Below are 26422 nucleotides of genomic sequence, written 5' to 3'. Positions count from 1 at the left end.
GGGGCGCCATGACCGGCCAGACCATCGCAACGGAGCCCCCGCCATGGTCGGCGCCGCATGATCATGCGTCCTTCGACGCGAACCCGTCCCGCGCCTCCTGCGAGCCCGTGACGCTCGCCGATTCCCTGATGAGCCGGGCGGGCTGGGGCCCGGCGAATTTCAGCGAGACCGGTCCCAATCCACCCTACCTGCGCATCGGCGGAAAGCTCTGGGTCACGCTCACCGAGTTCGAGCCGTGCTTCTCCTCCTTTCATCGCGACCGGGTGCTGTTCCGCTCCAAGGTCTCGATGACCGATCATCTGTCCCGCTACGACGAGATCATGATCGACCCGCTCGCCTTCGAGGAGTGCTTCGGGCCGGAGGAGGGGACCGACGCGACCTTCCCGTTCGGCGCCTGGCTGACGATCCGCGAGGTCCGCCTCGATGGAATCGAGCTCTGGGGTCGGCGCCACGGCCGCGTCATGCTCCCGCTCGAACCGCTGGCCGTCGCCTCGGCGATCTGGCTGCGCAAAGCCGGGGACGCCCCCGCCGCCTGATCGCGAGCGGGCGCGGGGCCGATATTGCCGGACGCCCGGCAATCGGCTATGGAACCGGCGTTCTCCGATCGGAATCGACGAAGCCTGGGCAGACATCCCGGGCCGCGCCCCCGTTGGAGATCCGCTCTCGACCATCGTTTGAGAATGCGTCGGCCCTCCTCCGGGAGGTTGAGCCCGTCGGGTCAGCGACCCCGGGCGGCGACGTCGAGGGTGCCCCGTCACACGAGCCGCCGATGCCGGCCTCCCGATGAGGCCTGTCAGGAGACAGAATGACCGCTGGTAACGCCCTGCAGCGTAGCCCGAGCCGCGACGATTTCGCAGCTCTTCTCGAGGAGTCGTTCCTCGAACACGAGATCACCGAAGGCTCCGTCGTCAAGGGTCGCGTCGTCGCGATCGAGAAGGACGTGGCCGTCATCGACATCGGCGCCAAGACGGAAGGCCGTGTCGCCCTCAAGGAATTCAACGGCCCCGGCCGCGAAGGCGAACTCGCCGTCGGCGACGAGGTCGAGGTCTATGTCGACCGCATCGAGAATGCGCTCGGCGAGGCCGTGATCTCGCGCGACAAGGCGCGCCGCGAGGAGAGCTGGGTCAAGCTCGAGAAGGCCTTCGAGGCCAACGAGCGCGTCACCGGCGCGATCTTCAACCAGGTCAAGGGCGGCTACACCGTCGACCTCGACGGCGCCGTGGCGTTCCTGCCGCGCTCCCAGGTCGACATCCGCCCCGTGCGCGACGTCACGCCCCTGCTCGGCACGCCCCAGCCGTTCCAGATCCTCAAGATGGATCGTCGCCGTGGCAACATCGTCGTGTCGCGCCGCACCGTCCTCGAGGAGAGCCGCGCCGAGCAGCGCTCCGAGCTCGTGGCCAACCTCGAAGAGGGTCAGGTCATCGACGGCGTCGTCAAGAACATCACCGAGTACGGCGCCTTCGTGGATCTGGGCGGCATCGACGGCCTGCTTCACGTCACCGACATGGCGTGGCGCCGCGTGAACCATCCGTCCGAGGTCGTGACCATCGGCCAGACGGTCAAGGTCAAGATCATCAAGATCAACCACGAGACCCACCGCATCTCGCTCGGCATCAAGCAGCTGCTCGCCGATCCGTGGGAGGGCATCGCCCAGCGCTATCCGGTCGACGCCAAGCTCAAGGGCCGTGTCACCAACATCACCGATTACGGCGCCTTCGTGGAGCTGGAGCCGGGGATCGAGGGCTTGATCCACGTCTCCGAGATGTCCTGGACGAAGAAGAACGTCCATCCGGGCAAGATCGTCTCCACCTCCCAGGAAGTGGAAGTGCAGATCCTCGAGGTCGATCCGGTCAAGCGCCGCATCTCGCTCGGCCTCAAACAGACCCTCCAGAACCCCTGGGAGGCCTTCGCCCAGCAGCATCCGGTGGGCTCCGAGGTCGAGGGCGAGGTCAAGAACAAGACCGAGTTCGGCCTGTTCATCGGCCTCGACGGCGATGTCGACGGCATGGTCCACCTGTCGGATCTCGATTGGAACCGTCCCGGCGAGCAGGTCATCGAGGAGTTCAAGAAGGGCGACATGCTGCGCGCCCAGGTTCTCGACGTCGACGTCGAGAAGGAGCGCATCTCGCTCGGCGTGAAGCAGCTCGGCGGCGACCCCTTCACGGAAGCCGGTGACCTCAAGAAGGGTCAGATCGTGACCTGCGAAGTGGTGGACGTGAAGGATTCGGGCGTCGACGTGAAGATCGTCGATACCGACCTCACCACCTTCATCCGTCGCGCCGAGCTCGCCCGCGACCGTGGCGACCAGCGCCCCGAGCGCTTCGCCGCCGGCGAGAAGTTCGACGCCCGCGTGATCCAGTTCGACCGCAAGGCGCGCCGGGTCCAGCTCTCCATCAAGGCCCTCGAGATGGCCGAGGAGAAGGAGGCGATGGCCCAGTTCGGTTCGACCGATTCGGGCGCTTCCCTCGGCGAGATCCTGGGCGCGGCCTTCAAGAAGGCCCGCACCAGCGACGACAAGGACGAGTCGCAGGACTAAGCGTCCCGCGCGATCGCCCCTCGGCCCGCGCGGCCGAGGCGCCTCGACCGACGCCCGCGCGGGATCGCATCCCGCGCGGGCGTTTTCGCGTGCACACGGCCCCTTGTCGCTCCCGGCCGGGGAGGGCTAGAACACCGGGGCAGGCGATGCCGGTGCGGCATCCGACGTCCCAGGATGCGAGATGCGCCAAAGGCTTGGTGCAAATCAGCGAGGAGTATGGGACAAGGATCGGCACGCTCACGTCGGTGAGCGCAAGCCGGGCCTCGAGTCCGGACAAGAACCAGCCGGCAGAGCCGGCGCGCCAGGGAGCATGACCAGCGCATGGCCGCGGATGCCGAACTTCTGATCGATCGCCGGCGCCTGCGCCGCAAGCTGTCCCTCTGGCGCGTGCTCGGCATCGGCGGCCTCGTGGTCGCGGTCGGCGCGGTGGGCCTGCGCGTGCGCAGCGGCGGCGAGGCCCTGAGCCTCGGCAGCGTGCGGCCCCAGATCGCCCGGATCTCCGTGGGCGGCTTCATCGCCGGCAGCGAATCCACCACCAAGCTGATCGAGCGGGTGCGCGATTCGAGCGCCGTGCAGGGTGTCGTGGTCTCGATCTCGTCGCCGGGCGGCACCACGACGGGCTCCGAGGAACTCTACCGGAACCTGCGGTCGCTGGCCGAGAAGAAGCCCATGGTGGCCTTCGTCGACGGCACCGCGGCTTCCGGCGCCTACATCGCGGCGATCGCGGCCGACCACATCGTGGCGCGCGAGACGGCGCTGGTCGGCTCCATCGGCGTCCTGTTCCAGTATCCGGACCTGTCGGGCCTGCTCGACAAGGTCGGCGTCAAGGTCGAGTCGGTGAAGTCGGCCCCGCTCAAGGCGGAGCCGTCGGGCTTCACCCCGACCTCGCCGGAAGCGCGCGCGGCGCTCGCCGCCGTGGTCGGCGACACCTACGCGTGGTTCAAGGGCCTCGTGGCCGACCGGCGCAAGATGAACGACAAGGAACTCGCCGCCGTCTCAGACGGACGCGTGTTCAGCGGGCGCCAGAGCGTGCCGTTGAAGCTCGTCGACGGGCTCGGCGGCGAGCGGCAGGCCATCGCCTGGCTCGAGGCCGAGAAGGGCGTGGCCAAGGACCTGCCGGTCCTCGACTGGAAGCCCACCACCAAGAGCGATTTCCGCCTGTGGTCGGCCCTCGGGATCGGCGCCGATCTCGTCGGGCTCGACGGCCTCGCCACCCGCCTGCGCCGGGTGAGCGACGAGACGGCGAGCCTCGCCGAGGGCGGGCTCCTCGTCCTGTGGCGCCCCGGATCCGCGGATGCCGCCCGCTGAGACGCGGCCCCGCCGTTCCACTTTCGTGCATGACTTCGTGAAGGCCCTCGCATGATCAAGTCGGAGCTCGTGCTCAAGATCGCCGAGCAGAACCCGCATCTCTACCAGCGCGATGTCGAGACCCTCGTGAACGCGATCCTCGACACCATCGCGGATGCCCTGGCGCGCGGCGACCGGGTCGAACTGCGCGGGTTCGGCGCGTTCTCGGTGAAGCGCCGCGATGCGCGGCGCGGGCGCAACCCGCGCACGGGTGCGGCCGTTGCCGTTTCCGAGAAGGCCATCCCCGTGTTCAAGACCGGCAAGGAGATGCGCCTGCGCCTCAACGAGGCCGGCATCGGCGATGCGGGCGCGTCCGCCTCCTGACCGCCCGCCGCCCCGTTCCCCACGCTCGGAGTTCTACTCGATGATCCGCTTCCTCAAGGGTTTGGTGCTGCTGCCCGTGGCGATCCTGGTGGTGGCCTTCGCGGTCGCCAATCGCGACGCGGTGCGGGTGTCGTTCGATCCGTTCTCGCCCGGCCTGCCCGTCTTCAGCGCAACGCTGCCGCTCTACCTCCTGCTGTTCATCGCCGTGGCCATCGGCGTGCTGCTCGGCGGCTGCGGCGCCTGGCTCGGGCAATCGGGCACCCGCCGCACCAGCGCCGAGCGCCGCCGCGAGATCCGCCGCCTGGAGGGCGAGACCGCCCGCCTGAAGACCTACGCGCCGCCGCCGGCCAACGAGGGCCCGAACGGCATCTATCGCAACGCGCCCGACCGCGTCGCCCTGCCGGCGCCGCGCTGAGGCGGTGCCCGCACCCGTCACCCGAGCCCCATACCCGCCAGGCCCCATGTCCGCCATCGCGATCAAGATCTGCGGGCTCAGCACGCCGGCGACCCTCGACGCGGCCCTGAAGGCCGGTGCCGACCTCGTCGGCTTCGTGCACTTCCCCAGGAGCCCTCGCCATGTCGGCCTGGAGGCCGGGCGCCTGCTCTCGGCGCGCGCGAAGGGCCGGAGCGAGCGCGTCGTGCTGCTCGTCGACCCCGACGACGCCCTGGTGGCCGCCGCCGTCGCGGCGCTGGACCCGGACTGGATCCAGCTCCATGGCCGCGAGACGCCGGAGCGGGTCGCGGCCATCCGGGCGGCGACGGGACGTCCGGTGATGAAGGCGATCGGGATCGCGAGCCGCGCCGACCTCGACGCCGTCGCGGCCCATGCGGCGCGGGCCGACCGCATCCTCCTCGACGCCAAGGCGCCGCCCGGCGCGGATCTTCCCGGCGGCAACGGACACGCCTTCGACTGGGCTCTCCTCGACGATGCGGCCCTGCCGGCGGGCTACATGCTGTCCGGCGGCCTCACCCCCGAAACCGTGGCGGACGCCCTTGCCCAGACGGGCGCGCGTGCGGTGGACGTCTCCTCGGGCGTCGAGACGCGACCGGGCGAGAAATCACCCGACCGGATCGCGGCCTTCATCGCCGCGGCGCGTGGCTGATCGAGAGCGGAACGCGCGGGCACGTCCTTCGCGTTCGAGGCTCGCCGCCACCAAGTGCCCCGAGGTCGGGGTCTTGAGATCGGGGCCTTGAGATCGGGGTCTTGCATTCGCGCCGGAAAACCCTTGTTTTCACGAATCGGCGTGTTGGCCGCATTGTCGCCGGACCCCGCGCGGGTCTAGGCGTTGGCCAAACGCACCCGTCACTCCAAGGACCAAGCCCGTGACCATCGCTCCCCCTCCGAACTCGTTCCGCAACGGCCCGGACGAGCGCGGCCGCTTCGGCATCTTCGGCGGACGCTTCGTGGCCGAGACGCTGATGCCGCTGATCCTCGACCTGGAAGCCGCCTATACGGCCGCCAAGGCCGATCCCGCCTTCCAGGCGGAGATGGACAGCCACCTCACCCATTATGTCGGCCGGCCGAGCCCGCTCTACTACGCCGAGCGCATGACCGAGCACCTGCGGGCGCAGGCGGCCCCCGGACACGGCGCCCGGATCTTCTTCAAGCGGGAGGAACTGAACCACACCGGCTCGCACAAGGTGAACAACGTGCTCGGCCAGATCATGCTGGCCCGCCGCATGGGCAAGCCGCGCATCATCGCGGAGACGGGCGCCGGCCAGCACGGCGTCGCCACCGCCACGCTCTGCGCCCGCTTCGGCCTGAAATGCGTGGTCTACATGGGCGCCGTCGACGTGGCGCGCCAAGCCCCCAACGTGTTCCGCATGAAGATGCTGGGCGCCGAGGTGGTGCCGGTGCAATCCGGCACGAAAACCCTCAAGGACGCCATGAACGAGGCCCTGCGCGACTGGGTCACCAACGTCGCCGACACGTTCTACTGCATCGGCACGGTGGCGGGTCCGCACCCCTATCCGGCGATGGTGCGCGACTTCCAGTCGATCATCGGCCGCGAGACCAGGGAGCAGATGCTGGAGATGGAGGGCCGCCTGCCGGATTCCCTCGTCGCCTGCATCGGTGGCGGCTCGAACGCCATGGGCCTGTTCCATCCCTTCCTCGACGATCCCGAGGTCGAGATCTACGGCGTCGAGGCGGCGGGCCACGGCATCGCCAGCGGCCTGCACGCGGCATCTTTGTCGGGCGGCAAGCCGGGGGTGCTGCACGGCAACCGCACCTACCTGCTGCAGGATGCCGACGGGCAGATCGCCGACGCGCACTCGATCTCGGCGGGCCTCGACTATCCGGGCATCGGCCCCGAGCACGCCTGGCTGCACGAGGCCGGACGGGTGACCTACCTCTCGGCCACCGATTCCGAGACCCTGGAGGCGTTCAAGCTGTGCTCGATGCTGGAGGGCATCATCCCCGCCCTGGAGCCGGCCCACGCCCTCTCCAAGGTCTTCGAACTCGCGCCCCGGAAGCCCGCCGATCACCTCATGGTGCTCAACCTCTCGGGCCGCGGCGACAAGGACATCCCCCAGGTCGCCGAGATCCTCGGCACCCACCTCTGAAGGATGGGGTGACGCGCCATTTTCCCGGCCCAAACCCCGTTGACACGCCGAGGCCGATTTCCCTATACCGCCGATCTCGACGCGGCGGCCGGCCCCGGTAGCCGCGCGATGGCGGGGTAGCTCAGTTGGTTAGAGCAGAGGAATCATAATCCTTGTGTCGGGAGTTCAAATCTCTCCCTCGCTACCAACAATCTCAAACACTTAGTCGAAAAGCCCTGGCCTGGACGCCGGGGCTTTTTCGTTCCGGGGCGGATTTGGGGCGGGACCTCGGGTTTCCCTCGAAGCCCAGGGAAGCCCGCCAGAGGCCCTCGCCGAAATCCCGTGGATGATTACCCATCCCGAAAACCGCCCCTGAACGCCCCGAGGTGATCCCACCCGGTATCACCAGACGGGATCGATACCACCCGGGATCAAGACGCCAGCCGCACGAGTCGCCGCCGCCCCCGTTCCCGCCCCAGCGCCCTCGCCAGGTTCGCAGGCTGCTCGGCCTTCACCAGCCCGGGCCGCCGCGGCGACGTCGCCTCCACCATGTCCTCCGCCAGGGCCCGCAGGAACGCGTCGCGCTCGTCGCCAGCCGATGCCTCCAGGATGTCGCTCAAGTCAGGCATTGCCAACCCTCCACCACAGGAACAGATAGAGAACAAATGCGGCGGAGCAAGGACGGGGTCGGTGATCCTTCGGCTGGTCGACTTCCCCTACCGGCGCGTCCGGGTGGCCTGCCTGTGGTGCCCGCGCCGGCGGGGGGACTACTGCACGGGGAGGCTGATCGCGCGGCTCGGGCCCGGGGCCTCGCTCGACGCGGTGCCGCTCGCCGTGGCGGTCACGTGCCGGTGGCCAAAGGCGTGGGGCAAGCGCGGCCCGAACCAGTACGTGCCCTGGTGCCGGCCCTACCTCCAGGACCTTGGATCGGACCGGCCGCCCGACCGACAAATCTGACGCCGGACCGACATTTCTAACGTTGGAGGTGGGTCCACCGACATTTCTGACGCTGGGGAACTGCGACCGACGCTAAAGCCCTAAGCCGCTTTCGATGCTGTCGAATCATCTTGTTGGGGACGATCACGTTAAAGCCCTCGGGCCAGGGTCTCGTTAACCCGGCCCGTGCTACGAGACCGATTCCACCGGCCGATTAATCCACTTCCTGGATTTGTTCGCCCGCCCCCGGAGAGACTCGTGAAACCGATAGCCACGCTCACCGCCGAGATCCCATTCCCCGGGGCGTGACCGCGTGCGCGGCAGCCCCCTTTGAGGCTGCCCTGATGACGACCTTTTTCACCGCCGACACGCATTTTTTCCATGCGGGCGTCCTTCGGATGAGCTCGCGCCCGTTCGCCGATATCGCCGAGCACAACGAGTTGCTCGTGCAATCGTGGAACGCCGTCGTTGGCCCCAGGGACGAGGTCTGGCACCTCGGCGACTTCGGTATGGGCGGCACGCCGGAGCAGTACGCGGCGCTCTTCAAGCGCCTCCGGGGCCGCAAAATTTTATGCCGTGGAAATCATGATCGTCAGAAGACGACGTCGCTCCCATGGCACGAGGTGCACGAGCTCGTCAGCCGCAAGATCGAGGGGCAAAGGGTGATCCTCTGCCACTACCCGATGAGGGCGTGGGTCGGCGCTTGGCGAGGAAGCATCCAGCTTTTCGGGCACACCCACGGCATGCTGCCGGACACCTCGCAGAGTTGCGACGTCGGGGTCGACCGGTGGAGCTATAGGCCGGTCACCCTCGGGGAGATCCGGGAGCGCCTGGCGGCTACCACGGACCTGCCCGAGGAGCGGGTCCGGGGCGCCGCCCTTGAGGCCGAAGCCGACGACGAGGGCTAGAGCAACGATAGCTGGGTCTGAAGCGCCTTGGCGAAGGAAAGGTCCTCAAGGACGACATGGCACCAACAGGCCGCAAGGCTGTGCCACGTCGTCCTGGTCTCATCGTTCACGACCTCGATGGAGACGAGGTGGCGTTCGCCGGCCGGGATGGTCAAGTCGGAGTCGTGGCACACATGGTCGGTGCGGCTGATGGCGACCCTGCCGCTCTTGGGCTTCATCGACAGCAACTCGCGATCCGTAATGCGCCTGACCGCGTCCTGTCGGATCAGGGTGACGTCGGTGGGCGCCGGGCACCCATAGAACAGCCGGCCTTTGACACGGTCCTGCGCATGCGGGGATTCCTCCATCCGGTCCATGAACGTGTCGGTCATCACGTCTTGGGCGACGGACCAGAAGGGTCCAAAGATCCCGGTGAGGACCTCCCTCTCGTCGGTGCCGTCGACCCGGTAGGCCAGCGCGGTGAGACTGAGCTCGCTCCGGTCGCCCGCCCTGAGTTCCTCGTACGTGGCAACCGCGTCGGGATCGTCTGCGTCGAGCGCCCGGCGCCAGAGGCGGTAGTTGTTCAGCGCCTCGACGGGGAGTTCACCTTCGATGCCGCGCCATCCGAGAGCGGCCGCGGTGACCTTGTCGTCCTCCGCACTCAGGTCCTCGACGCGCTCGTCGTCCAGATCGCACCAGCGCTCGATCAGGGGTTCCCCGAAAACAGCTAGGTCCGAAACGCCGGTTGCCTCCACGAACAGGGAGGCGAGATGCGCCACGTCCCGGCTCCGCTCAATGTTGCGGAGGATGCGGGTGTAGTCCCGAAGTTCGCGCCCGTTCTCACGTCGGATGCCGTTGACCAGATCGAGCATCTGGATCTTCTGCTCTACCGTGGGCTTATGCCCCTCGGCTACCGGGACAAAATGGTTGAGGTTGGCGAGGCCGCAGTAGAGGTCGTCGGACTCGTTACGTCCGTCGGCGCGCTCCATAGCGCGACCGAGGTAAGCCTGCTCCTCGCCTGTCAGCCTGGTGTAGACGAATTTTCCGATTGTCACGGTTCAACTCCGCACAGAGGCCGGCGGCCTCGATGCACGGATGAATCCATAGGTCTCGCCAGTAAGCGAGCCCCATCATAAGACCATCTCATTCGATGGTTAAATTAACTCTAGTACATCCCAAACATAGCCCGGAAGCGATGCCTCGAACAATCCCCCACGGGGAGGAAAACACCCGGGATGAGAGGAAACGACTCGGGATGGTTAAGAACCCGTCTCGCTCAGTCGGGCCCGTGCGCGGCGTGCCAGGAGAGCAGCAGCAGGGCGCGCTCCCACACCCGGCGGTGGGCGCCGGCGACGTCGGGGATGGCCCTGACCGCCTCGGCCTGGGCCCGCCCGTCGCGGGCGAGGAGCCCGTCCACGAGGGCGTCGACCGCATCCGGCTCAATGCGCCAGCGTGCGAGGTCAGCCACGGTCACCACCGCCTCCCGGTCCGTTCGCGCTCATGCTGCCGGAACCAGGGCATGCCCGTGTCGGGGTCTCGCTTGATCTTACCGGGGACGGAGCGTGCGAGTCGCAGAGGGCTCGCCGCGGCGCCGCAGCACACCGGATCATGGCCGCAAAGCAGGGACCTGAGCTCGTCATGGGAACCGACCCACGGAAGGTCGAGGTGCATCCGAACAATGTCGGCCCACCTGTCCTCCTGTTCCGGGGCAAACATCCGACACATGGCCTCAACGAACCCGGACGCCGAACGCATCGTCACGGTGACCATGCTCTCAATGGCCGTCGTCACCACCTCCCGGGAAAGCGGCGAACGCTCGATGCGGACGCGCTCCAGCCGACGCGGCGTGAGGGAAATGTTCCGTTCCGCCCACTCGGTGCAGCCACGGTCCTGCAAGCCCTTCATGGCCAGGGCGAGGACGTCCTTCGCGCTGAGGGTTAGCCCGTCTAGCTTCCGGTGCCTGACAATGTGGGCCCGGGCGCCAGCGGCCCGGAGGGCGTCGGCGAGGGCCCGGGCGATGATAGTGTCCACGAGGCGCGGATCTGGACGGCCCTCCGCTTTGCGCTCGGCCCGTTCGATCCGCTTGCGCTCGGCCTCGTCGCGCTTCGCCTTGGCGGCTGCGGCTACGGCGGACGCAGATTCCGGCGTGGGCGGGGGCGCAGAATCGTCGTCGAGATCGAGGTCGTCGAGGATGTGCTGAAGGGCGGAGTTGTCGAAGAACGTCACGGCCGGTCTCCCTGTTGAGGAGATTGTCCAGGCGGCCATGCTTACGACAAGGGCGGATGGCGTCCGGCCGGACGGCGTCCTAGGCGGCAGGCTCGACGGGAACGAGGCGGATCTCGGCCCGGAGCCCGAGGGAAGCGGCGACGGCCAGGAGGCGGTCGAGCCCCCAGCCCTCGATGTCGCCGGCGCGGATCGGGCCATCGGCAGAAGGACCGCGACGACCACTTTTTGGACCAGTGGCAACGGCGCGGGACACGAACCAGGGTGACGACGTGGAGAGGGAAAGGCCGAAGATCGGTTGGAACGAGGTTTTCCTCCTTTCGCGGCGTGTGGCGACCGGATCAACGTTGGGTGGCGGGATGCTCCCGGAGGTAATGTATCAGCGCCCGGAGGGCCTGGGGGACCTGGCGGCGGCTTGAATAGTAGACGTGGAACGCAGGTCCGAACGAGGCCCATTCGGGCAGGACCTCCCTCAGCGACCCATCCTTTAATCGGCCTGCTACCAAGCTTTCCTGGCAATACGCGATGCCGCCATCCGTCTCGGCCATCGCAATGGCGAGCGCGGTCTCGCTCACCACGACTGACCACTCGACGGTGACGGTCAAGCGCTCCGGACCGCGCTCCACCTCCCAGTGGTAGATGGCGCCGGTGCCCATCCGGAGGCCGATGCATCGGTGCTTCGAAAGATCCGACGGATGCTCCAGGATCGGTGCCGACGCGAGGTACCCCGGCGACGCAACCATGACCCATCGCAGGTTGTCGCCGAGCGGCGCGGCGATCATCTCCTCGGGCACCCGTCCGCCGAAGCGGATGCCGGCGTCAAAGCTGCCACCAACGATGTCGACGAAATCGTCCTGGACCACGACCTCCAGCCTCACCTCGGGATACTCGGCGAGGAAGCCCGACAAGGCGGGCCCGAGGACCAGCCTCGCGGCATCCGTGAGGACGTTGATCTTCAGGCGCCCGGCCGGCTTGCCCCGGTAGCCGTTCAAAGCCTCAAGCCCCTCCTCGATCTCGCCGAACCCAGCGTTCAGCCGGGCAAGGAGCTCGGAGCCGGCCTCGGTGAGGCTCACGCTGCGGTTGGTACGGTGGAACAGCCGCACGCCGAGCCTGGTCTCAAGCCCGCGGAGTGCGTGGCTCAGGCCGGAGGGCGTGATGTCCAGTTCGAGGGCCGCGCGTCGAAACCCTCCCGCCCGCGCGATCACGCGGAAAAGGTTGAGGTCGCCGAGGTCCGCCCGGGTGAGGTTGCCCACGGCTTCCGCTTCCAGTCGTGTTGAGCCCAGGTGAACGCTACGGTGAGTTTTTGGCGGGCACAAGGTCGGGTGGATCGGGTTAGACGTCTGCAGGGCCGGGCACCGGCATCCCTTCTCATTCGAGGTTAAGACATGGCTGGAAACAGCAAGCGCATCGCCGTGACCGGCGGACATGGAAAGGTCGGCAAGACCCTCGTCCCGTATCTGCGCGAGAAGGGCTACGACGTCTTCGTCGTCGACAAGGACAGCCCGAACGATCTCGACGAGCCGATCATGCAGGTCGACCTCGAAGACTTCGGGCAGACCCTCGACGCCCTGTCCTCGGTCGGCAAGGACGTCTACGCGCGGGCCGAGCCCAAAGCGTTCGACGCCATCGTGCACCTCGCCAGCATCCCGCACCCGCGCATGGTCGCCGACAGCGTCGAGTTCCGCCTCAACATGATGGCGACCTACAACGTGTTCGAGGCGGCCCGCCGGCTCGGCATAAAGGACGTCGTCTGGGCGGCCAGCGAGGTCGGCATCGGGGTGCCCTTCGACAAGACCGACGCTCCCTACGTCCCGGTGGACGAGGATTACCCCATGCGCGGCTTCAACGTGTACGCCCTGACCAAGGTGCTGGGCGAGGAGATGGCCCGCCAGTTCTGCCTCAACGACCCAGAGATGCGGATCACCTGCCTGCGGCTGTCGAACGTGATGGACCCGGAGGAATACGCGAAGTTCGAGGGCTGGCAGGACGACCCGACCCAGCGCCTGTGGAACCTCTGGACCTACATCGACAACCGCGACGCAGCCCAGGCCATCGAGTGCGCGATCCGCTACGACGTGCGCGGCAAGGACGCCTTCCTCATCACCAACGACGAGACGGTGATGCGCACCCCGACGGAGGAGCTTCTCGACCGGTACTATCCGAAGGCGGAGCGGCGGAAGACGTTCTCCGGGAACGAGGTCGTGCTGACCAACGAGAAGGCCAAGCGCGTGCTCGGGTTCAACCCGGTGCATCGCTGGACCGACGAGGTCTGAGGAAGGGGCGGGTCGCTCCTCCGTCGAGGCAGCGATCCCGAGCGGTCGAGATCGGCCGCCGGACCGTTCGATCCGGCAACCCGCTCCGATGAGCGAGGCTCACTGATGATCGCGGAGCCGCCAGGTCCGGGCGGCGTTTCCTGATCGAACCAACCGAACGCACGGATCGACCGGATCGACGGCCTCGCATTGGCGCCGCCGGCCCGTCCGTGCGCCGCCGGTCCGACCTCGAACGAAGGCCAGAAGCCTCCCAATGACGTTTTCGGCTACCCCGCCGCCCGATCCCGCCGATGTCGGCTTCGACGTGTTCGGCACGGTGGTGGACTGGCGGTCGGGCATCGCTCGCGCCGCAGCCCCCTTCCTCGACGGGAATGGCATCGCGGTCGATCCGCTGACCATCGCGGACGAGTGGCGCGCCCTGTACCAGCCGGCGATGGAGGAGGTCCACTCGGGCCGTCGTCCCTGGGTCCGCCTCGACGTCCTGAACGGGGAGAACCTGCGCACGGTGCTGACCCGTCACGGGGTTGACGTCGCGCGGATCGCGGCTGGGGAACTGGACGAGCTCAACTGGGCCTGGGAACGGCTCGATCCCTGGCCGGACAGCGTCGAGGGCCTCACCCGTCTCAAGCGCAGGTTCGCCATCGGCCCGCTCTCGAACGGACACCTCGCCGGCATGATGCGGCTGGCCCGCTTCGGCGGCCTGCCATGGGACGTCATCGTCGTGGCCGAGATCGCTCGAAGCTACAAGCCGAAGCCCGAGACCTACCTGCGCTCGGCCGAGGCTGTCGGCCTGCCGCCCGAACGGATCGCCATGGTCGCGGCCCACAACGACGACCTCAGGGCGGCCCGCGCCTGCGGCCTGCGGACGGTGTTCGTGCGCCGGCCGCACGAGCATGGCCCCGCCCATTCCACCGACCTCGCCCCCGCCGAGCGCTGGGACGTCGAGGTCGAGAGCCTCACCGAAGCCGCCGACGCCCTCGGCTGTCCCTGAACCGGAGACCGACATGACCCACGACCATCGACCCCTCGCGCTCGTCACCGGCGCATCCAGCGGCATCGGCTACGAGCTCGCCCGCCTGTTCGCGGCCGACGGCCACGACGTCATCATCACGGCGAGCGGCCAGAACGACGGCCTGGAGCGGACCGCCGACGCGGTCCGCGCGACCGGCGTCGAGGCCATCGTCGTGAAGGCTGACCTCACCGAGTACGATGGCGTCGAGGCCCTAGCCCAAGCCGTCGCCGATACGGGTCGCCCCCTGGCGGCCGCGGCCCTCAACGCCGGCGTCGACGTCGGTGGCTACTTCGTCGGTGGCACCGACCTCGCGGCCGAGCTCAAGATGATCGCCCTCAACGTGGTCTCCCAGGTCCACCTGACCAAGCGGCTGCTGCCGGACATGGTGGCGCGCGGCGCGGGCCGGCTGCTCTACACGGCCTCCATCTCCGGCACGATGCCGACGCCGTACGAGGCGGTCTACGGCGGCACCAAGGCCTTCCTGATCTCCTTCGTCGAGGCGGTGAAGGAGGAGGTCAAGGACAGCGGCGTCGTGTTCACGCTGCTGCTGCCGGGCGAGGTCGACACGAACTTCTGGCATCGCGCCGGCATGGACACGACCAAGCTCGGGCTCGGGGAGAAGGCCGCGCCGACCAAGGTCGCCCACGAGGGCTACGAGGCGATGAAGGCCGGCAAGGACCGGGTCGTCGCCGGCAAGCCCGGCTCGAAGTTCATCGGCCGGGTGCTGAACAACATCCTGCCCGACACCGCCAAGGCCGCGGCCCATTCCGGCGGGGCCGAGCCCGGTTCCGGCCTTTCCTGAGCCCCTGTCCCCGTCGGGACCCACTTGAATCCCCACGATCCCAAGGGCGGCCGGCATCCCGGCCGCCGCCGCGGATCGCCGACCGAGGATCTCCTATGAGACCACATGTCATCTGCCACATGATGAGCCCCCTCGACGGTCGCCTCGCGGTCGCTGACTGGAGCGGGTCGCCCCAGGGCGGCTTCGACGAACGCGTCGCCGAGTACGAGCGGGTGCACGACAGCCTCGAAGGGGATGCCTGGCTCGCCGGCCGGGTGACCATGGAGGAGTTCGCAACCGGCGAGCCCCACCCGCCCGCGAGCTTCGACAAGCCTGCGAGGCCGCACCATTTCGCAGGGTGCGAGGCCGAAGGATACGCCATCGCCGTCGATCCGCACGGCAAGCTCCATTGGACGGCTCCCGATATCGAGGGAGACCACGTCGTGGTGGCGCTCGGCCCCGACGTCCCCGACGCGCACCTGGCCGAGCTCGCGGCCGATGGCGTCTCCTACGTGGTCGCGACCGGATCGAGCCTCGACCTCGCCGGCATGCTGGACACGCTCGGCCGCGATCTCGGCATCAAGCGCCTGTTGCTTGAGGGCGGGGGCGGCATGAACGGGGCGTTTCTCCGCGCCGGGCTCGTCGACGAGATCAGCCTGGTGGTGTTCCCGGCAATCGATGGCCGTTCCGGGGGGCGGACGATCTTCGAGGGCGGGGACGAGGGACTGGCCGATGCGGTCAGCCTTACCTTGAGCTCGTGCGAGGTCCGTCGCGGCGGCGGCGTCCACCTTCGCTACGCCGTCGCCGGCCGTTGAGCGCCACCGCATTGGGGAGAAAACCATGACGAGCACGATTCTTTCGGCCGGTCGGGTGGCGGTGGTGACCGGTGCCGCCGCTGGCATCGGGGCTGCGGCCGCGCGTCGGTTCGCATCCGAGGGCATGCGCCTCTGCCTGTTCGACCGTGACGGTGACGCCCTGGCCGCCCACGCCGCCACGCTCGATGCCGACGTACGGACCGTGGTCGGCGACGTCGCCGATCCCGACGACCTCCGGCGATTGCACGGGACCGCCTACGAGGCATACGGCGCGGTCGACCTGCTGATGAACAACGCCGGCATCACCGCGGGTGCTGGCCCTTGGGGCGACCCCTCCGCGTGGCGACGGCAGCTCGACGTCAACTTCGGAGGCGTGCTGACCGCCCAGCACCTGTTCGTCCCGACCATGCTGGCGGCCGACCGATCCGCGGCCATCGTGAACCTCGGATCGAAGGAGGGCATCACCACGCCGCCCGGCAACGCGGCCTACGCGGTCGCCAAGGCCGGCATCAGGGTGCTGACGGAACAACTCGCGCACGAACTCAGGCAGGCGTCCGCCGGTCGGGTCACCGCCCACCTGCTGGTCCCGGGCTTCACCTGGACGCCCATGAACGCGGCCGGGCGGCCATTGGAGATGCCGGCGTCGGCCTGGACCGCCGATCAGGTCGTCGAGCGCTTCGTCGAACGTTTCCGGGCCGGCGACTTCTACATCCTCTGCCCGGACAACGAGGTCACCCATGAGGTGGACGCGCTCCGCATCCGTTGGTCTGCGGACGACATGATCGAGAACCGGCCCGCCCTGTCGCGGTGGCATCCGGACTGGAAGGATCGCTTCGAGCGCTGGATGGAGGCCGGATCGGCTCCCTAGGGCCGACCGCGGGACCGTTGCCCACAGTTCATGCGAGGCTGAGGCGGATCGAACGTTGAACCAGACCCCGTTCGGGGGCACGAACGTCGCGCAACCCCGGAGCAGCGCGCGTGGCCTTCACGAAGGCGGACCTCGTCGACCTCAACGTCTTCATGGCCATCGCCAGGAACCGGAGCTTCCGCAAGTCGGCGGCCGAGCTCGGCCTGACCGCGTCGGCCCTGAGCCACACCATGAAGGGCCTTGAGAACCGGCTTGGCGTGCGCCTGCTGAACCGTACGAGCCGGTCGGTCGTGCCCACGGCGGCGGGCCTCGCCCTCTTCGAGGAACTCGACCAGGGCTTCCGGCGCATTGGCGAAGCCCTCGACGGGCTGAACCGGTTCCGCGAGACGCCCGCGGGCCGGGTTCGCCTCAGCGTGCCGCGCGATGCCGCCCGCCTGCTGATCGATCCGGTCCTGCCCCGGCTCCTGCTGGAGTTCCCGGGCCTGGAGGTCGAGGTCGACGTCGACGACCGGGTCATCGACGTCGTGGCCTCGGGCTTCGACGCGGGCATCCGCTATGGCGGCACCGTGCCCGAGGAGATGATCGCGCAGCGGCTCACCCCTGACCTGCGCTGGGTGGTCGTGGGCTCGCCCGGCTACCTGCAGGCCCGCGGACGGCCCGAGGTGCCCGAGGACCTGATGCGGCATTCCTGCGTGCGCATCCGCCTGGGCACCGGCGAGGTCTACCGGTGGGAGTTCGACAGGGACGGTGATTATCGGGCCCTCGACGTGCCCGGCACAATGGTGGCGAACGAGACCAACGTCTCGGTCGAGGCGGCGCTGGCGGGATTCGGTCTGTTCTACTGCCTGGAGGCGCGGGTCGCCGACCACGTCGCGGAGGGGCGGCTTGAGATCGTCCTGCCGGACTGGTGTTCGGACGGTCCCGGCTTCTTCCTGTACTACTCGGGCCGCCAACAGGTCCCGACCGGGCTGAGGCTCCTGGCTGACGCCATCAGGCGGCACTGGGAGGGCCGACCGTCGAACGGCGGCGGGGGCCTATCACATTCTGCTCTTCTGAAACGTTCTAGGTAGGTGGCGAGGAGAGCTAAGCTTTTCGACCGAAGCGGACGTTCCGCATCCGACCCAACACGGCCGCTCATCGCGTTTCAGCGCTTGCCTGTAAGCGGACGTTGTTCTGCAGCCCGTTGTCTGGGTGGGACCAACCTAGCACCGCCCAACTGCTTTTCGATGACTGCAACAAAGGAAAAGCCGTTCCTCTGCTCAGTGAATATCCCCGGGAGAACCTCCGAGCTGCAGGCCGAACATGGGTCGAGGGAAAGCGGAGGAGCACGTGCAGGCCTGGGGCACCCTGCCGATGCCCTCAAGATATCGAGAGTGGCCGTGGGTTCCAGGTAGACGTCGAGCCCGTTGATCGGTCGCCCGGGCAGCGTGGTCGCGGGTCCCTCGGTCCAGGATAGCGAGGATGCTGCGATCCTGGTCGGCAACCATTCGTCTCAACCTGTGTTTCGAGACGATGGCGACGAAGCGTTCCATGGAAGCATCGGCCGTCCTCGTCGTCGAGGATGACGACCTCGTGCGCCTCTGCGCGGTCGAGATGCTGGAGGATGTGGGCTTCACGATTATCGAGGCCCGCCACGCCGACGAGGCGTGGTTCATCCTGCACGAACGGTCGGACATCGGCGCGCTCTTCACCGACGTCGACATGCCTGGCTCCATGTGCGGGGTGACACTGGCCGGACGCGTGCACGAGGCATGGCCCGACATCCGCCTCGTCGTGACCTCGGGACGTCGTCGGTTCTCCCAGCAGGATATCCCGGACCACGGCCTGTTCGTGTCCAAGCCCTACAGCGCCGACCAGGTCGTGGATGCCATCGAGCACGCGGTCTGACCGTCGGCCTCTTCCGATGACCTCATGAGGAGAGTTCGCTCGGTCGCTAGGCTCCGCCGCATCGATCCGTCGTGCGGGGCGTTGCCCTCTGCCTGAACCATCCGACGCGGCGGAAAGCCGTGCGTCGCCCGAGAGCGGCTGGAGGGGGCAACGGAAGATAACGGAATGCCGAAGCCCATGTTCGACGAGAGCAACATCACCTGGCGGAAGCTCGACTGGCTGCCGCACATCGCCTTCTTCGTCTACAAGGTCGACGAGGAGAGCCGCATTGTCGACGTCGTCTTCAAGTTCTCGGCGAACCAGAAGGTGATGCTGCACCGGCACAAGAGTCCCTACGTGACGCTCGTGATGCAGGGCGAGCTTAGGTTCTACCGCGAGGACGGGACCCTGAAGGAAACCCGTCCGACGGGCAGCTACGTCTCGGGCGTCGCGAACGGCGACCCCCACATGGAGGGTGGTGAGGACGAGGACGCCATCGTGTTCTTCAGCAACCGCAACATCGAGGACGCGCTGTACGAGTTCCTCGACGAGGCGGGCAATCCCGTCCAGGTCCTCGGCATCGCGGACTTCAAGGCGCAGCTCGAAAACCAGATCGCGACGGGCACCTTCGAGAAGGTCACCGCCAGGGCCGCGTGTTCCCGCGACGCCGGGGATGCGGAAGACATCCTCGGCATCCGGCCATCACGCTGGTAGGCTTACCTCGGCCTGCAGGCCGCCGCCGGCGCGGTTGGACAGCGTCACGTCGCCCCCATGCGCGCGGATCGCCGACCGTGCGATGGCGAGGCCGAGACCAGTCCCTCCCGTTTCCGCGTTCCGCGAGCCCTCCAGCCGCGCGAAAGGCGCGAACATCTCCTCGATCCTGTCGGGGGGCATACCTGGCCCGTCGTCGTCGACAAGGATGCGGATGCCGTCACCGCCCCGCTCAAGGGTGATCCGCGCCCTGGCGCCGTACCGGACGGCGTTCTCGACGAGGTTGTCGAGGGCCCGACGCAGCGCCACCGGCCGGCCGTGGAACTGCGCATCGGCCGGCGACGCGGCGGTGACGTCCCGCCCCAGGACCGTGTGGTCGTCCACCAGCGCCCGGACCATCTCGGCGAGATCCAGCGGGCCGCTGTCCTGGGCGAGCGCATCGTCCCGGGCGAACGCCAGGGTCGCGTCGACCATTCGCCCCATGTCCGAGATCGTACGCACCATCGAGCTTCGCAATTCGTCGTCCTCGACCATCTCCGCCCGGAGCCAGAGCGAGGCGATGGGGGTGCGCAGATCATGGCTGATGGCGGCCAGCATCCGGGTGCGGTCGGCGACGAAGGCCCCCGAGCGCTCCTGCATCAGGTTGAACGCCGCCGTCATGGTCCGCAACTCGCTCGGGCCTCGCTCCGGCAACGGTTCGAACGCTGCGCCCCGCCCGGCCATTTCCGCAGCCTTGGCGAGGTCCGCCACCGGACCTACGATCCCTCGCCTCGCGATGGCGACGACCGCGAGCACCGCGACTACGCTCGCCAGGACCTGGATGAGTGCGATGCGCATCCACGGCGGCGTCCGCAGCGCAAGCGGGGCCTCGGCGTTGAGCCAGCGTCCGTCGTCGAGCCGGACGGAGACCCGCAATGCCTGGGGCCTGTCGGATAGGCGGCCCCGGGGGGCGTCCTCCCCGATGTCCCGCTCGACGAGCGCGATCCGCGCCTGGCTCGCGTCATCCTTCATGCGACGGTCGATCCGCCGCGCGAGTCGCGCCTCGTCGACGCCCATCGCGCCCTCCGGCACGAGGCTCCCGGCATCGATGGTGAAGCTGTGGCGGGGGGAGCCGTAGGCATTGACGACGCTCGGGACGGCGTCGGGCTGGACCGCGTCGAGCAGGCGTACCAGCGTGGCGATGCGGTCGACCACCTGGGTCCGGGCCGCCGCTCGACCGACCCGCGAGGACTCGTGGGCGAACATCGCGAAGGCCACCGCCTGGGCGCCGACAACGGCGAGCACGAGCAGCAGCGCCAGCCTGCCGCCGAGCGAGTGCGGCACCAGCCTCACGGCACCGTCCTCACCTCGGCCGCCAGGACGTAGCCGCCACCCCACACGGTCTTGAGGAGCCCCGGGTTGGCCGGATCGCGCTCCAGCTTTCGCCGGAGCCGGCTTACCTGGTTGTCGATGCTTCGGTCGAAGGCGTCGACGGTCCGGCCGCTGGTCAGGTCGAGGAGTTGATTGCGGGACAGCACGACCCTCGGATGCCGGGTCAGCGCCGAGAGCAGTCGGAACTCCGCAGTGCTGAGCGTCACCGGGGTGCCAGCGTCATCGACGAGCTCGCGCCGGTCGGTGTCCAGCGTCCAACGGTCGAACGCCAGCCTGCGCCCGTCCGCCCCTTCCCGGGTGCGGGGAAGCGCACGCGTGCGCCGGATGAGGTTCTTAATGCGGGCGAGGAGCTCGCGCGGCTCGAACGGCTTCGTGACGTAGTCGTCCGCCCCAATCTCCAGGCCGACGATCCGGTCGGTCCCCTCAGCCAAGGCGGTCAACAGGATCACGGGCGTGTCGTAGGCCTCCCGGATATGGCGGCACAGCGACAGCCCGTCCTCGCCCGGCATCATCACGTCGAGGAGGACCAGGTCGATGGTGCTTCGCGCCAGGACGATGCGAGCGGCCGCCGCGTCCGCGGCGACGGTCACCCGGAACTCGTGCCGCTTGAGGTAGGCCGCGAGCGGATCGCGGATGTCGCGATGGTCATCGACCACCATGATGTGTGCGTCGTCCATGTCCCGAACCTTTCGTACTGGGCCCTAACGCGCGGCGGCGTCCGCCTCCCCGGGGGATTCTGTCGCGAAATGTATCGGGACCTTCGAACCCGCGACGGCTCGCGACAAAAACGGGGTTTCCCGGCAAATTCCTGCGACAGGCCGGCGGCAAGGTGCGGGCAGTCGAAACACCGCATCGGGAGACGAAGCGATGACGAAGGAAGCGGTACGCGCGCCGACCCTGTTGAGGCGGCTTCTGCCCGCGGCCCTGCTGGCGGCCGGCCTGGCGGCGCCGCTGGCCACCGCCGGCACGGTCGAGGCCCGCGACGGCTGCGGCCTCGGGGGCCACCGCGGGTTCTACGGCTACTGCCGTCCCAACCTCGGACCGCGGGTGTTCTACCGGCCTTACGCCTTCCGGCCCGCATTCTACGGACCGCGGCGGTTCGGCTGGGGCGGTCCGCGCTGGCATCGCTGGGGCGGCTACCGGCATGTCGGCTGGGGCCATCGCGGATGGGGCCACCACGGCTGGCATCACCGTTGGTGACCCTGTCGAGGCTTGGGACCCTGCCATCCAGTGCGGTCGCTGGACGACCCGGTGATGCGAGAGGTGCGATCATGACAAAGGCTATCGCCTACCTGACTCTGTGCACGCTCCTGGCGGTCACGTCCGCATCCGCCCAGGCGCCCGCCGGCACCGACCCGCCGAAGGGTGCGGGAGCCGCGGGCGTCGACCTCGCGACGTTCCATTCGCGGAACCGCGCCCGGATCATGAGGGCCGACGCCGACCATGACGGGCGCGTCAGCAGGGCGGAATGGGCGGCTTGGTGGGACGCCCGTCCCGGCAAGGGGCCCTACGACCCTGCCGGGCGGTTCCGGGCCATCGACGCTGACGGCGACGGCTTCCTCACCGCCGATGAGATCGACGCCACGTCCAGCAAGCGGTTCGCACGGCTCGACGCCGACCACGACGGTCGCGTCGTCCGCGCGGAGCGACCCTGCCGCGCCAAGTGAACCGAACGCCAGGGATCGGGGTTCGGATAGCGATTTCCCCCAGGGCACGGTCCGTATGCCGCGCCTACCAGAACGAAAGAATCAGAATGAAGCTCACAGGTCTTATCGTCGGCGGGTTCGCGACGCTGCTGATGGCAGGCGGGGCCCAGGCCCTTCCCATGCCGGCCGGCGGCATCGGCATCGACGCCCCAATCGTCCAGGTTCGCGCAGGGTGCGGCTTCGGCGCCCATCGCGGCCCGTTCGGGGGCTGCCGCCTGAACCGCGGACCGCGCGGCGCCATGCGGCGGGCCATCACCGGCGCACCACGCGGTTGTCCGCCCGGCCTCTACCGCGGACCAGGCGGTCGCTGCCGCCGCTGACGACGACGGCTCGTTCGATCCCGGACTGAACGCCACTCCTCCAGAGCCTCGCCAGGTCGACCGACTTGGCGAGGCTCTGCCGTAATGAGAGTCGGACGGCTTGGCATCCTCAGGAACAGCGAGACGCATACGCCCCATTCTCACCGAGGTGGCCGAGTATGCCTCCGCAAAATTGATCGTCTCTCGGCCGCACCTATTAGCCCGCGTCACGCGTGAAGGCGTCGAATGCCCGGGCGCTGTAGACAAGCGCCGCGCCGGCATTCAAGGCCACGGCGACACCCAATGCCTCGACCATCTCCTCCTTGCTCGCGCCCGCCTTGCGCGCGGCATCGGTATGGAAGGCGATGCAACCATCGCACCGGGTCGTCACCGCGACGGCAAGGGCGATTAATTCCCGCGTCTTGGCGTCGAGTTTTGGCTCCTTCGGTTTGGCCGATGCCAACTTGTCGTGCGCGCTTAGGAGTTCGGGGCTGATCTCACCTATCTGGCCCAGTGTGGACACCAACTCGCCGCGGTAGCCATTCCAATTTTCCATCTCGGATCTCCTCCAAATGCGGCTCTCTCGGAAGCCGTCCTTGATCGGACGCTGAACGTTGCGCCTACCATCTGGTAGGTAGTTAGGTGTCATAGGCATAGCAACCCGGCCGACATCCTCACGGTAGCCGTACGAGACGACGTCCTCTGGTGCGCTTTCCGACGACTGCTGGCGCGGGCTCCTCTGGCGGATCGGGCGGCGGGGTGGAAATCAGCGCGGCGATCCGTCGAAGCTCGGCTCGCGCCCTCCCACAGATGTCAGTCACGTCGTCGTGCCCGTAGCCCGGAACGATGACCGTGCAAAGGTGCTCGTAACCGCTGGACGCATGGATCGCGAAGGTCACCGACCAGACCGGGGCCTTCCCCGGTCCGTAGGTCGTGAACTCGATTTTTCGCGGTTCGACGCGAAGGGCGATATCCATGTCGATGGCGTCCGAACTCGCTTGGCCGGTCAGGAAGGGTTCAATTTTCCGGCCGCAAGGCTCGCCCGGTCGATGACCTGCACCTGGCCGCGCCGGATCTCGACGAGGCCGTCGTCGGCCCACTCGCCCAGGAGGCGGCTGACGACCTCGCGCACGCTCCCTACGTCGGACGCCAGTTGCTGGTGGGTCTTCCAGACGATCCCCTCGGCATCGGCCTCGACCAGCAGTCGCCGGGCAAGGCGTTGCTCCAGGGGAGCGAAAGCGATCTCCTCGACCAGGTCGAACATCCCCGACAGCAGCTTGGTGTAGTCGTCGAGCACGAAGGTCCGGAAGGCTTCGCTCTCACGCATCAGTTGGCGGAAGGTGTCGGACGGCAGGGCGGCCAGCTCGGTCCGGGCCTCGGCGACGCTCTGCGCCGGAAAGCCCCCGCCCGACAGCAGGCACTGGGTGGTCAGGACGCAGGTGCCGCCTGCGCCGACCTTGTAGATCAGCATCTCCCGGCCCGTCTCGGACATCCTGAACACCCGGGTGCGCCCGTCGATGCACATCAGGTAGTTCGCGCAGGCGTCCTGGAGCTCGTAGGCAATCGCGCCGGCCTCAAGCACGGGGAAATGCACTGTGCCTCTGGCGATCTGGAGATGGCTGGCGCCGAATTCCCGGACCAGCGGAAAGCGCTCGATCCAGCGTTCGATCTGATGGGCGCTCCGCATGCTCGTCCTCCCCGGGCTCGCGGTCATCGAACGCCGCCATGACCCGGACGATGCATCGTCGATCCTGGATCCACAACCTTCGGTGACCTGGGTCACAGACGGTTGCCTTGTCTCCCCATATCACTGTCGAAACTGAACAAAAAACCGTTCCGGCAACACCGTGAGGAAGCGCATGCTTCCGACGGGCCGGGCGAAACCCGGGAGAATCCATGCGCCGTCTCGTCCCCCTTCTGCTCGCCTCCGTCCTTCTTGGCCTGCCGGCCCATGCCGAGCAGGACCTGCTACTCGGAGCCGACATGGGATCGGCCGCGATGACCAAGGCCGAGATGACCCGGGCCGACGTCGAGGCACTGATTGCCAAGGCCGACGGCAAGCCCATCGATCTCTCCGATAAGGCGCTCGCCGGCCTCGACCTGTCGGGCTTGAACCTCAGGGGTGCGAACCTGCGTACCGCCCGTCTCAACAAGGCGTACCTACGCGGCACCGACCTGACCGGGGCCAACCTGGAGCAGGCTTGGTTCATCAAGGCCGACCTCAGCGGCGCCAAGCTTGTCGGCGCCAAGATGTTCGGCATTACCGCCCGCGACGCGAACCTGAGCGGGGCCGACCTCAGCCGGTCGATGCCCATCGGCGACTTCAAGGGCGCCAACATGGCCGGGGCGACGCTCGTCGACCTCAAAGGCGGTGCCGACATCAAGAATCAGTCCATGGGGCTGATGCGGGCGGTGTTCGTTTCAGTGAACCTCCGGGGTGCCAACCTGAAGGGCGCCAACCTTGGTCGCTCCCGCCTGGAATACGCTGACCTCACCGATGCCGACCTCACCGACGTGGTGCTGATGGGCTCCGACCTATCAGGAGCGAACCTCACCGGCGCCACGGTCACGGGCGCCGACTTCAAGAACGTCGACGTGAGCGCCGCCCGCCTCATCGATCTCAAGGGTCAGGACAGCGCCAAGGACTGGTCAGCCCGCGTGAACGTCGACCGCGCGATCACCCAGGCGGCCAACTAGGCCCCGACATTCCCCCACCAATACATCACGGGAAAGCATCCATGACCACTCGCCGCATCCTGCTCGCAGCCTTCACCGTCGCCCCCATTCTGTTCGGCACAGGGGCCTTAGCCGCCGAGACCGCCTACACACCCGCCGCGTTCGAGGCGGCCCAGAAGGCCGGCAAGCCGATCCTCGTCCACATCACCGCCCCGTGGTGCACCACCTGCGCCGCCCAGAAGCCGATCTTGGCGAAGCTTGAGGCCGACCCGAAGTTCAAAGAGCTTCAGGTGTTCGATGTGGACTTCGACAGCCGCAAAGACGTGGTGAAGCGGTTCGGTGCCACGATGCAGAGCACGCTCATCACCTACAAGGGCGACAAGGAGACTGGGCGCTCGGCTGGCGAGACCAAGCCCGAGGCGATCTCGTCGCTCCTCGATAAGGCGATCTAAGCCGTCATGGTCACGAGCCTGGGCCTCGCCTTCCTCGCCGGCATCCTCTCGGTGCTGTCCCCCTGCGTGCTGCCCTTGCTGCCGCTGGTGCCTGGTGCGGCGGCGTCGGAACACAGGCTCGGCCCGGCGGCTCTCGCGGCCGGCCTCGCGCTGTCCTTCGTGGTCATCGGCCTGTTCGTGGCGACCATCGGCTTTGCCATCGGCCTCGATGCCGGCATCTTCCGGACTGGCGCTGCCATCATGCTGATCCTGGTCGGGCTGGTCCTGATGGTCCCGGCAGCCCAGACGCGGTTGGCAGTGGCGGCAGGCCCCGTGAGCAACTGGACGGAAAGCCGGTTCGGCGGCTTCTCGACCTCCGGCCTGTTCGGTCAGTTCGGCGTTGGGGTACTGCTCGGGGCGGTCTGGAGCCCCTGCGTCGGACCGACCCTCGGGGCAGCGTCGCTGCTCGCGTCCCAGGGACGCGACCTCGGCGTCGTGGCGCTGACCATGCTCCTGTTCGGTCTCGGCGCCGCTCTGCCGCTCCTGCTGCTCGGCACCCTCTCGCGCGAGGTCTTGATGCGCTGGCGCGACCGGATGATGGGACTAGGCAAGGGGCTGAAGACGGCGCTGGGCCTGATCCTCGTCACCACCGGCCTGTTGATCGCCTCCGGCTACGACAAGGCGGCGGAGACCGCGCTAGTCAACGCCTCGCCGGATTGGCTCACCGCCCTGACCACTCGCCTGTGAAGCGGCCCTTCCCAAAGCCTGCTATCGGTCGTGAGCGGGCGCGGCGGCGACGTCCGCTTCTTACGATGG

33 protein-coding genes and 1 tRNA gene are annotated in these 26422 nt (G+C 68.1%); 24 read left to right on the top strand and 10 right to left on the bottom strand.

What is annotated here, in order from left to right:
• The first annotated feature begins 8 nt into the window (after positions 1-8).
• The 8 genes from MKK54_RS17590 (at position 9) to MKK54_RS17555 (ending at position 6959) form a co-directional block, all read left to right on the top strand.
• Positions 9-536: a hypothetical protein gene (locus MKK54_RS17590; RefSeq protein ID WP_244012531.1), complete on the top strand. Its 528-nt coding sequence runs from the start codon at positions 9-11 to the stop codon at positions 534-536.
• A 269-nt stretch (positions 537-805) separates the two neighbouring features.
• Complete coding sequence (rpsA, locus tag MKK54_RS17585; protein WP_056184418.1) at positions 806-2536, top strand: 30S ribosomal protein S1; 1731 nt, start codon at positions 806-808, stop codon at positions 2534-2536.
• Positions 2537-2857: 321 nt separating this feature from the next.
• Positions 2858-3844, top strand: coding sequence for a signal peptide peptidase SppA (sppA, locus tag MKK54_RS17580; RefSeq protein ID WP_244012529.1), 987 nt, complete (start codon positions 2858-2860; stop codon positions 3842-3844).
• Between the two features lie 51 nt (positions 3845-3895).
• Positions 3896-4207 carry an integration host factor subunit beta gene (gene ihfB, locus MKK54_RS17575; RefSeq protein WP_238277152.1) on the top strand — a complete coding sequence of 104 codons (312 nt, stop codon included), beginning with the start codon at positions 3896-3898 and terminating at the stop codon, positions 4205-4207.
• Between the two features lie 40 nt (positions 4208-4247).
• Positions 4248-4622, top strand: a complete 375-nt coding sequence (locus tag MKK54_RS17570; RefSeq protein ID WP_244012527.1) for a LapA family protein — start codon at positions 4248-4250, stop codon at positions 4620-4622.
• A gap of 46 nt (positions 4623-4668) precedes the next feature.
• Complete coding sequence (locus MKK54_RS17565) at positions 4669-5310, top strand: phosphoribosylanthranilate isomerase (RefSeq protein ID WP_244012525.1); 642 nt, start codon at positions 4669-4671, stop codon at positions 5308-5310.
• 220 nt (positions 5311-5530) lie between these two features.
• Complete coding sequence (gene trpB / locus MKK54_RS17560) at positions 5531-6772, top strand: tryptophan synthase subunit beta (protein ID WP_244012523.1); 1242 nt, start codon at positions 5531-5533, stop codon at positions 6770-6772.
• A 110-nt stretch (positions 6773-6882) separates the two neighbouring features.
• Positions 6883-6959, top strand: a tRNA-Met gene (locus MKK54_RS17555).
• Positions 6960-7182: 223 nt separating this feature from the next.
• On the opposite strand, the gene MKK54_RS17550 is transcribed toward MKK54_RS17555, so the two are convergent.
• A complete protein-coding gene (locus MKK54_RS17550; protein WP_244012521.1) occupies positions 7183-7371 on the bottom strand; it encodes a hypothetical protein in 189 nt (62 codons plus the stop codon).
• Between the two features lie 70 nt (positions 7372-7441).
• Between MKK54_RS17550 and MKK54_RS17545 the strand changes: the two genes are divergently transcribed.
• Together MKK54_RS17545 and MKK54_RS17540 are read left to right on the top strand one after the other, a co-directional pair.
• Positions 7442-7708 (top strand): hypothetical protein, encoded by a 267-nt coding sequence (locus MKK54_RS17545; protein ID WP_244012519.1) that lies wholly within the window; start codon positions 7442-7444, stop codon positions 7706-7708.
• A gap of 323 nt (positions 7709-8031) precedes the next feature.
• Entirely contained in the window at positions 8032-8595 is a 564-nt protein-coding gene (locus MKK54_RS17540) for a metallophosphoesterase family protein (RefSeq protein WP_244012517.1), read from the top strand.
• Here MKK54_RS17540 and MKK54_RS17535 read toward each other — a convergent pair.
• The 4 genes from MKK54_RS17535 to MKK54_RS17520 all read right to left on the bottom strand — a co-directional run bounded on the left by MKK54_RS17535 (position 8592) and on the right by MKK54_RS17520 (position 12050).
• Positions 8592-9629: a hypothetical protein gene (locus MKK54_RS17535; protein WP_244012515.1), complete on the bottom strand. Its 1038-nt coding sequence runs from the start codon at positions 9627-9629 to the stop codon at positions 8592-8594. The genes MKK54_RS17540 and MKK54_RS17535 overlap by 4 nt on opposite strands.
• Before the next feature lie 221 nt (positions 9630-9850).
• The gene (locus MKK54_RS17530; RefSeq protein ID WP_244012513.1) at positions 9851-10042 is read right to left on the bottom strand and encodes a hypothetical protein; all 192 of its coding nucleotides are present in this window, start codon (positions 10040-10042) and stop codon (positions 9851-9853) included.
• A gap of 2 nt (positions 10043-10044) precedes the next feature.
• Positions 10045-10800, bottom strand: a complete 756-nt coding sequence (locus MKK54_RS17525; protein WP_244012511.1) for a hypothetical protein — start codon at positions 10798-10800, stop codon at positions 10045-10047.
• A gap of 338 nt (positions 10801-11138) precedes the next feature.
• Positions 11139-12050, bottom strand: a complete 912-nt coding sequence (locus tag MKK54_RS17520) for a LysR family transcriptional regulator (RefSeq protein ID WP_244012509.1) — start codon at positions 12048-12050, stop codon at positions 11139-11141.
• A gap of 132 nt (positions 12051-12182) precedes the next feature.
• Between MKK54_RS17520 and MKK54_RS17515 the strand changes: the two genes are divergently transcribed.
• The 8 genes from MKK54_RS17515 (at position 12183) to MKK54_RS17480 (ending at position 19126) form a co-directional block, all read left to right on the top strand.
• Positions 12183-13070, top strand: coding sequence for an NAD-dependent epimerase/dehydratase family protein (locus MKK54_RS17515; RefSeq protein ID WP_244012507.1), 888 nt, complete (start codon positions 12183-12185; stop codon positions 13068-13070).
• 253 nt (positions 13071-13323) lie between these two features.
• Positions 13324-14061, top strand: coding sequence for a haloacid dehalogenase type II (locus tag MKK54_RS17510; RefSeq protein ID WP_244012505.1), 738 nt, complete (start codon positions 13324-13326; stop codon positions 14059-14061).
• A 13-nt stretch (positions 14062-14074) separates the two neighbouring features.
• Positions 14075-14884, top strand: coding sequence for an SDR family NAD(P)-dependent oxidoreductase (locus MKK54_RS17505; protein WP_244012503.1), 810 nt, complete (start codon positions 14075-14077; stop codon positions 14882-14884).
• 95 nt (positions 14885-14979) lie between these two features.
• The gene (locus tag MKK54_RS17500) at positions 14980-15678 is read left to right on the top strand and encodes a RibD family protein (RefSeq protein WP_244012501.1); all 699 of its coding nucleotides are present in this window, start codon (positions 14980-14982) and stop codon (positions 15676-15678) included.
• 25 nt (positions 15679-15703) lie between these two features.
• Complete coding sequence (locus MKK54_RS17495) at positions 15704-16546, top strand: SDR family NAD(P)-dependent oxidoreductase (RefSeq protein ID WP_244012499.1); 843 nt, start codon at positions 15704-15706, stop codon at positions 16544-16546.
• A gap of 110 nt (positions 16547-16656) precedes the next feature.
• A complete protein-coding gene (locus MKK54_RS17490) occupies positions 16657-17616 on the top strand; it encodes a LysR family transcriptional regulator (protein ID WP_244012497.1) in 960 nt (319 codons plus the stop codon).
• A 442-nt stretch (positions 17617-18058) separates the two neighbouring features.
• Entirely contained in the window at positions 18059-18433 is a 375-nt protein-coding gene (locus MKK54_RS17485) for a response regulator (protein ID WP_244012495.1), read from the top strand.
• A 165-nt stretch (positions 18434-18598) separates the two neighbouring features.
• Positions 18599-19126: a regulator gene (locus MKK54_RS17480; RefSeq protein ID WP_244012493.1), complete on the top strand. Its 528-nt coding sequence runs from the start codon at positions 18599-18601 to the stop codon at positions 19124-19126.
• Here the strand turns inward: MKK54_RS17480 and MKK54_RS17475 are convergent.
• On the bottom strand, positions 19115-20455 hold the full coding sequence (locus tag MKK54_RS17475) for an ATP-binding protein (RefSeq protein WP_244012491.1): 1341 nt from the start codon (positions 20453-20455) through the stop codon (positions 19115-19117). The genes MKK54_RS17480 and MKK54_RS17475 overlap by 12 nt on opposite strands.
• Entirely contained in the window at positions 20452-21153 is a 702-nt protein-coding gene (locus tag MKK54_RS17470) for a response regulator (RefSeq protein WP_409564201.1), read from the bottom strand. Before MKK54_RS17470 ends, MKK54_RS17475 begins: the two co-directional genes overlap by 4 nt.
• 208 nt (positions 21154-21361) lie before the next feature.
• On the opposite strand from MKK54_RS17470, the gene MKK54_RS17465 reads away from it, so the two are divergent.
• The 3 genes from MKK54_RS17465 to MKK54_RS24790 all read left to right on the top strand — a co-directional run bounded on the left by MKK54_RS17465 (position 21362) and on the right by MKK54_RS24790 (position 22520).
• Positions 21362-21694 carry a GCG_CRPN prefix-to-repeats domain-containing protein gene (locus MKK54_RS17465; RefSeq protein ID WP_244012487.1) on the top strand — a complete coding sequence of 111 codons (333 nt, stop codon included), beginning with the start codon at positions 21362-21364 and terminating at the stop codon, positions 21692-21694.
• A gap of 71 nt (positions 21695-21765) precedes the next feature.
• Positions 21766-22161 carry an EF-hand domain-containing protein gene (locus tag MKK54_RS17460; protein ID WP_244012485.1) on the top strand — a complete coding sequence of 132 codons (396 nt, stop codon included), beginning with the start codon at positions 21766-21768 and terminating at the stop codon, positions 22159-22161.
• A gap of 86 nt (positions 22162-22247) precedes the next feature.
• Positions 22248-22520: a GCG_CRPN prefix-to-repeats domain-containing protein gene (locus MKK54_RS24790; protein WP_409564200.1), complete on the top strand. Its 273-nt coding sequence runs from the start codon at positions 22248-22250 to the stop codon at positions 22518-22520.
• Between the two features lie 196 nt (positions 22521-22716).
• Here the strand turns inward: MKK54_RS24790 and MKK54_RS17455 are convergent, their stop codons facing one another.
• The 3 genes from MKK54_RS17455 to MKK54_RS17445 all read right to left on the bottom strand — a co-directional run bounded on the left by MKK54_RS17455 (position 22717) and on the right by MKK54_RS17445 (position 24186).
• Entirely contained in the window at positions 22717-23055 is a 339-nt protein-coding gene (locus MKK54_RS17455) for a carboxymuconolactone decarboxylase family protein (RefSeq protein WP_244012483.1), read from the bottom strand.
• A 118-nt stretch (positions 23056-23173) separates the two neighbouring features.
• The gene (locus tag MKK54_RS17450) at positions 23174-23476 is read right to left on the bottom strand and encodes a hypothetical protein (RefSeq protein WP_244012481.1); all 303 of its coding nucleotides are present in this window, start codon (positions 23474-23476) and stop codon (positions 23174-23176) included.
• A gap of 29 nt (positions 23477-23505) precedes the next feature.
• Positions 23506-24186, bottom strand: a complete 681-nt coding sequence (locus MKK54_RS17445) for a Crp/Fnr family transcriptional regulator (RefSeq protein ID WP_244012479.1) — start codon at positions 24184-24186, stop codon at positions 23506-23508.
• Between the two features lie 209 nt (positions 24187-24395).
• Here MKK54_RS17445 and MKK54_RS17440 point away from each other — a divergent pair, with 209 nt between their 5' ends.
• The 3 genes from MKK54_RS17440 to MKK54_RS17430 are packed head-to-tail and all read left to right on the top strand — an operon-like array spanning position 24396 to position 26353.
• Positions 24396-25196 (top strand): pentapeptide repeat-containing protein, encoded by an 801-nt coding sequence (locus MKK54_RS17440; protein WP_244012477.1) that lies wholly within the window; start codon positions 24396-24398, stop codon positions 25194-25196.
• Between the two features lie 41 nt (positions 25197-25237).
• Entirely contained in the window at positions 25238-25627 is a 390-nt protein-coding gene (locus tag MKK54_RS17435; protein WP_244012475.1) for a thioredoxin family protein, read from the top strand.
• Positions 25628-25633: 6 nt separating this feature from the next.
• The gene (locus tag MKK54_RS17430; protein WP_244012473.1) at positions 25634-26353 is read left to right on the top strand and encodes a cytochrome c biogenesis CcdA family protein; all 720 of its coding nucleotides are present in this window, start codon (positions 25634-25636) and stop codon (positions 26351-26353) included.
• Positions 26354-26422 lie beyond the last annotated feature (69 nt).

The organism is Methylobacterium sp. J-068 (assembly GCF_022829445.1).
GTDB lineage: Bacteria > Pseudomonadota > Alphaproteobacteria > Rhizobiales > Beijerinckiaceae > Methylobacterium.
This window is presented reverse-complemented; position numbering and strand designations above follow the sequence as displayed.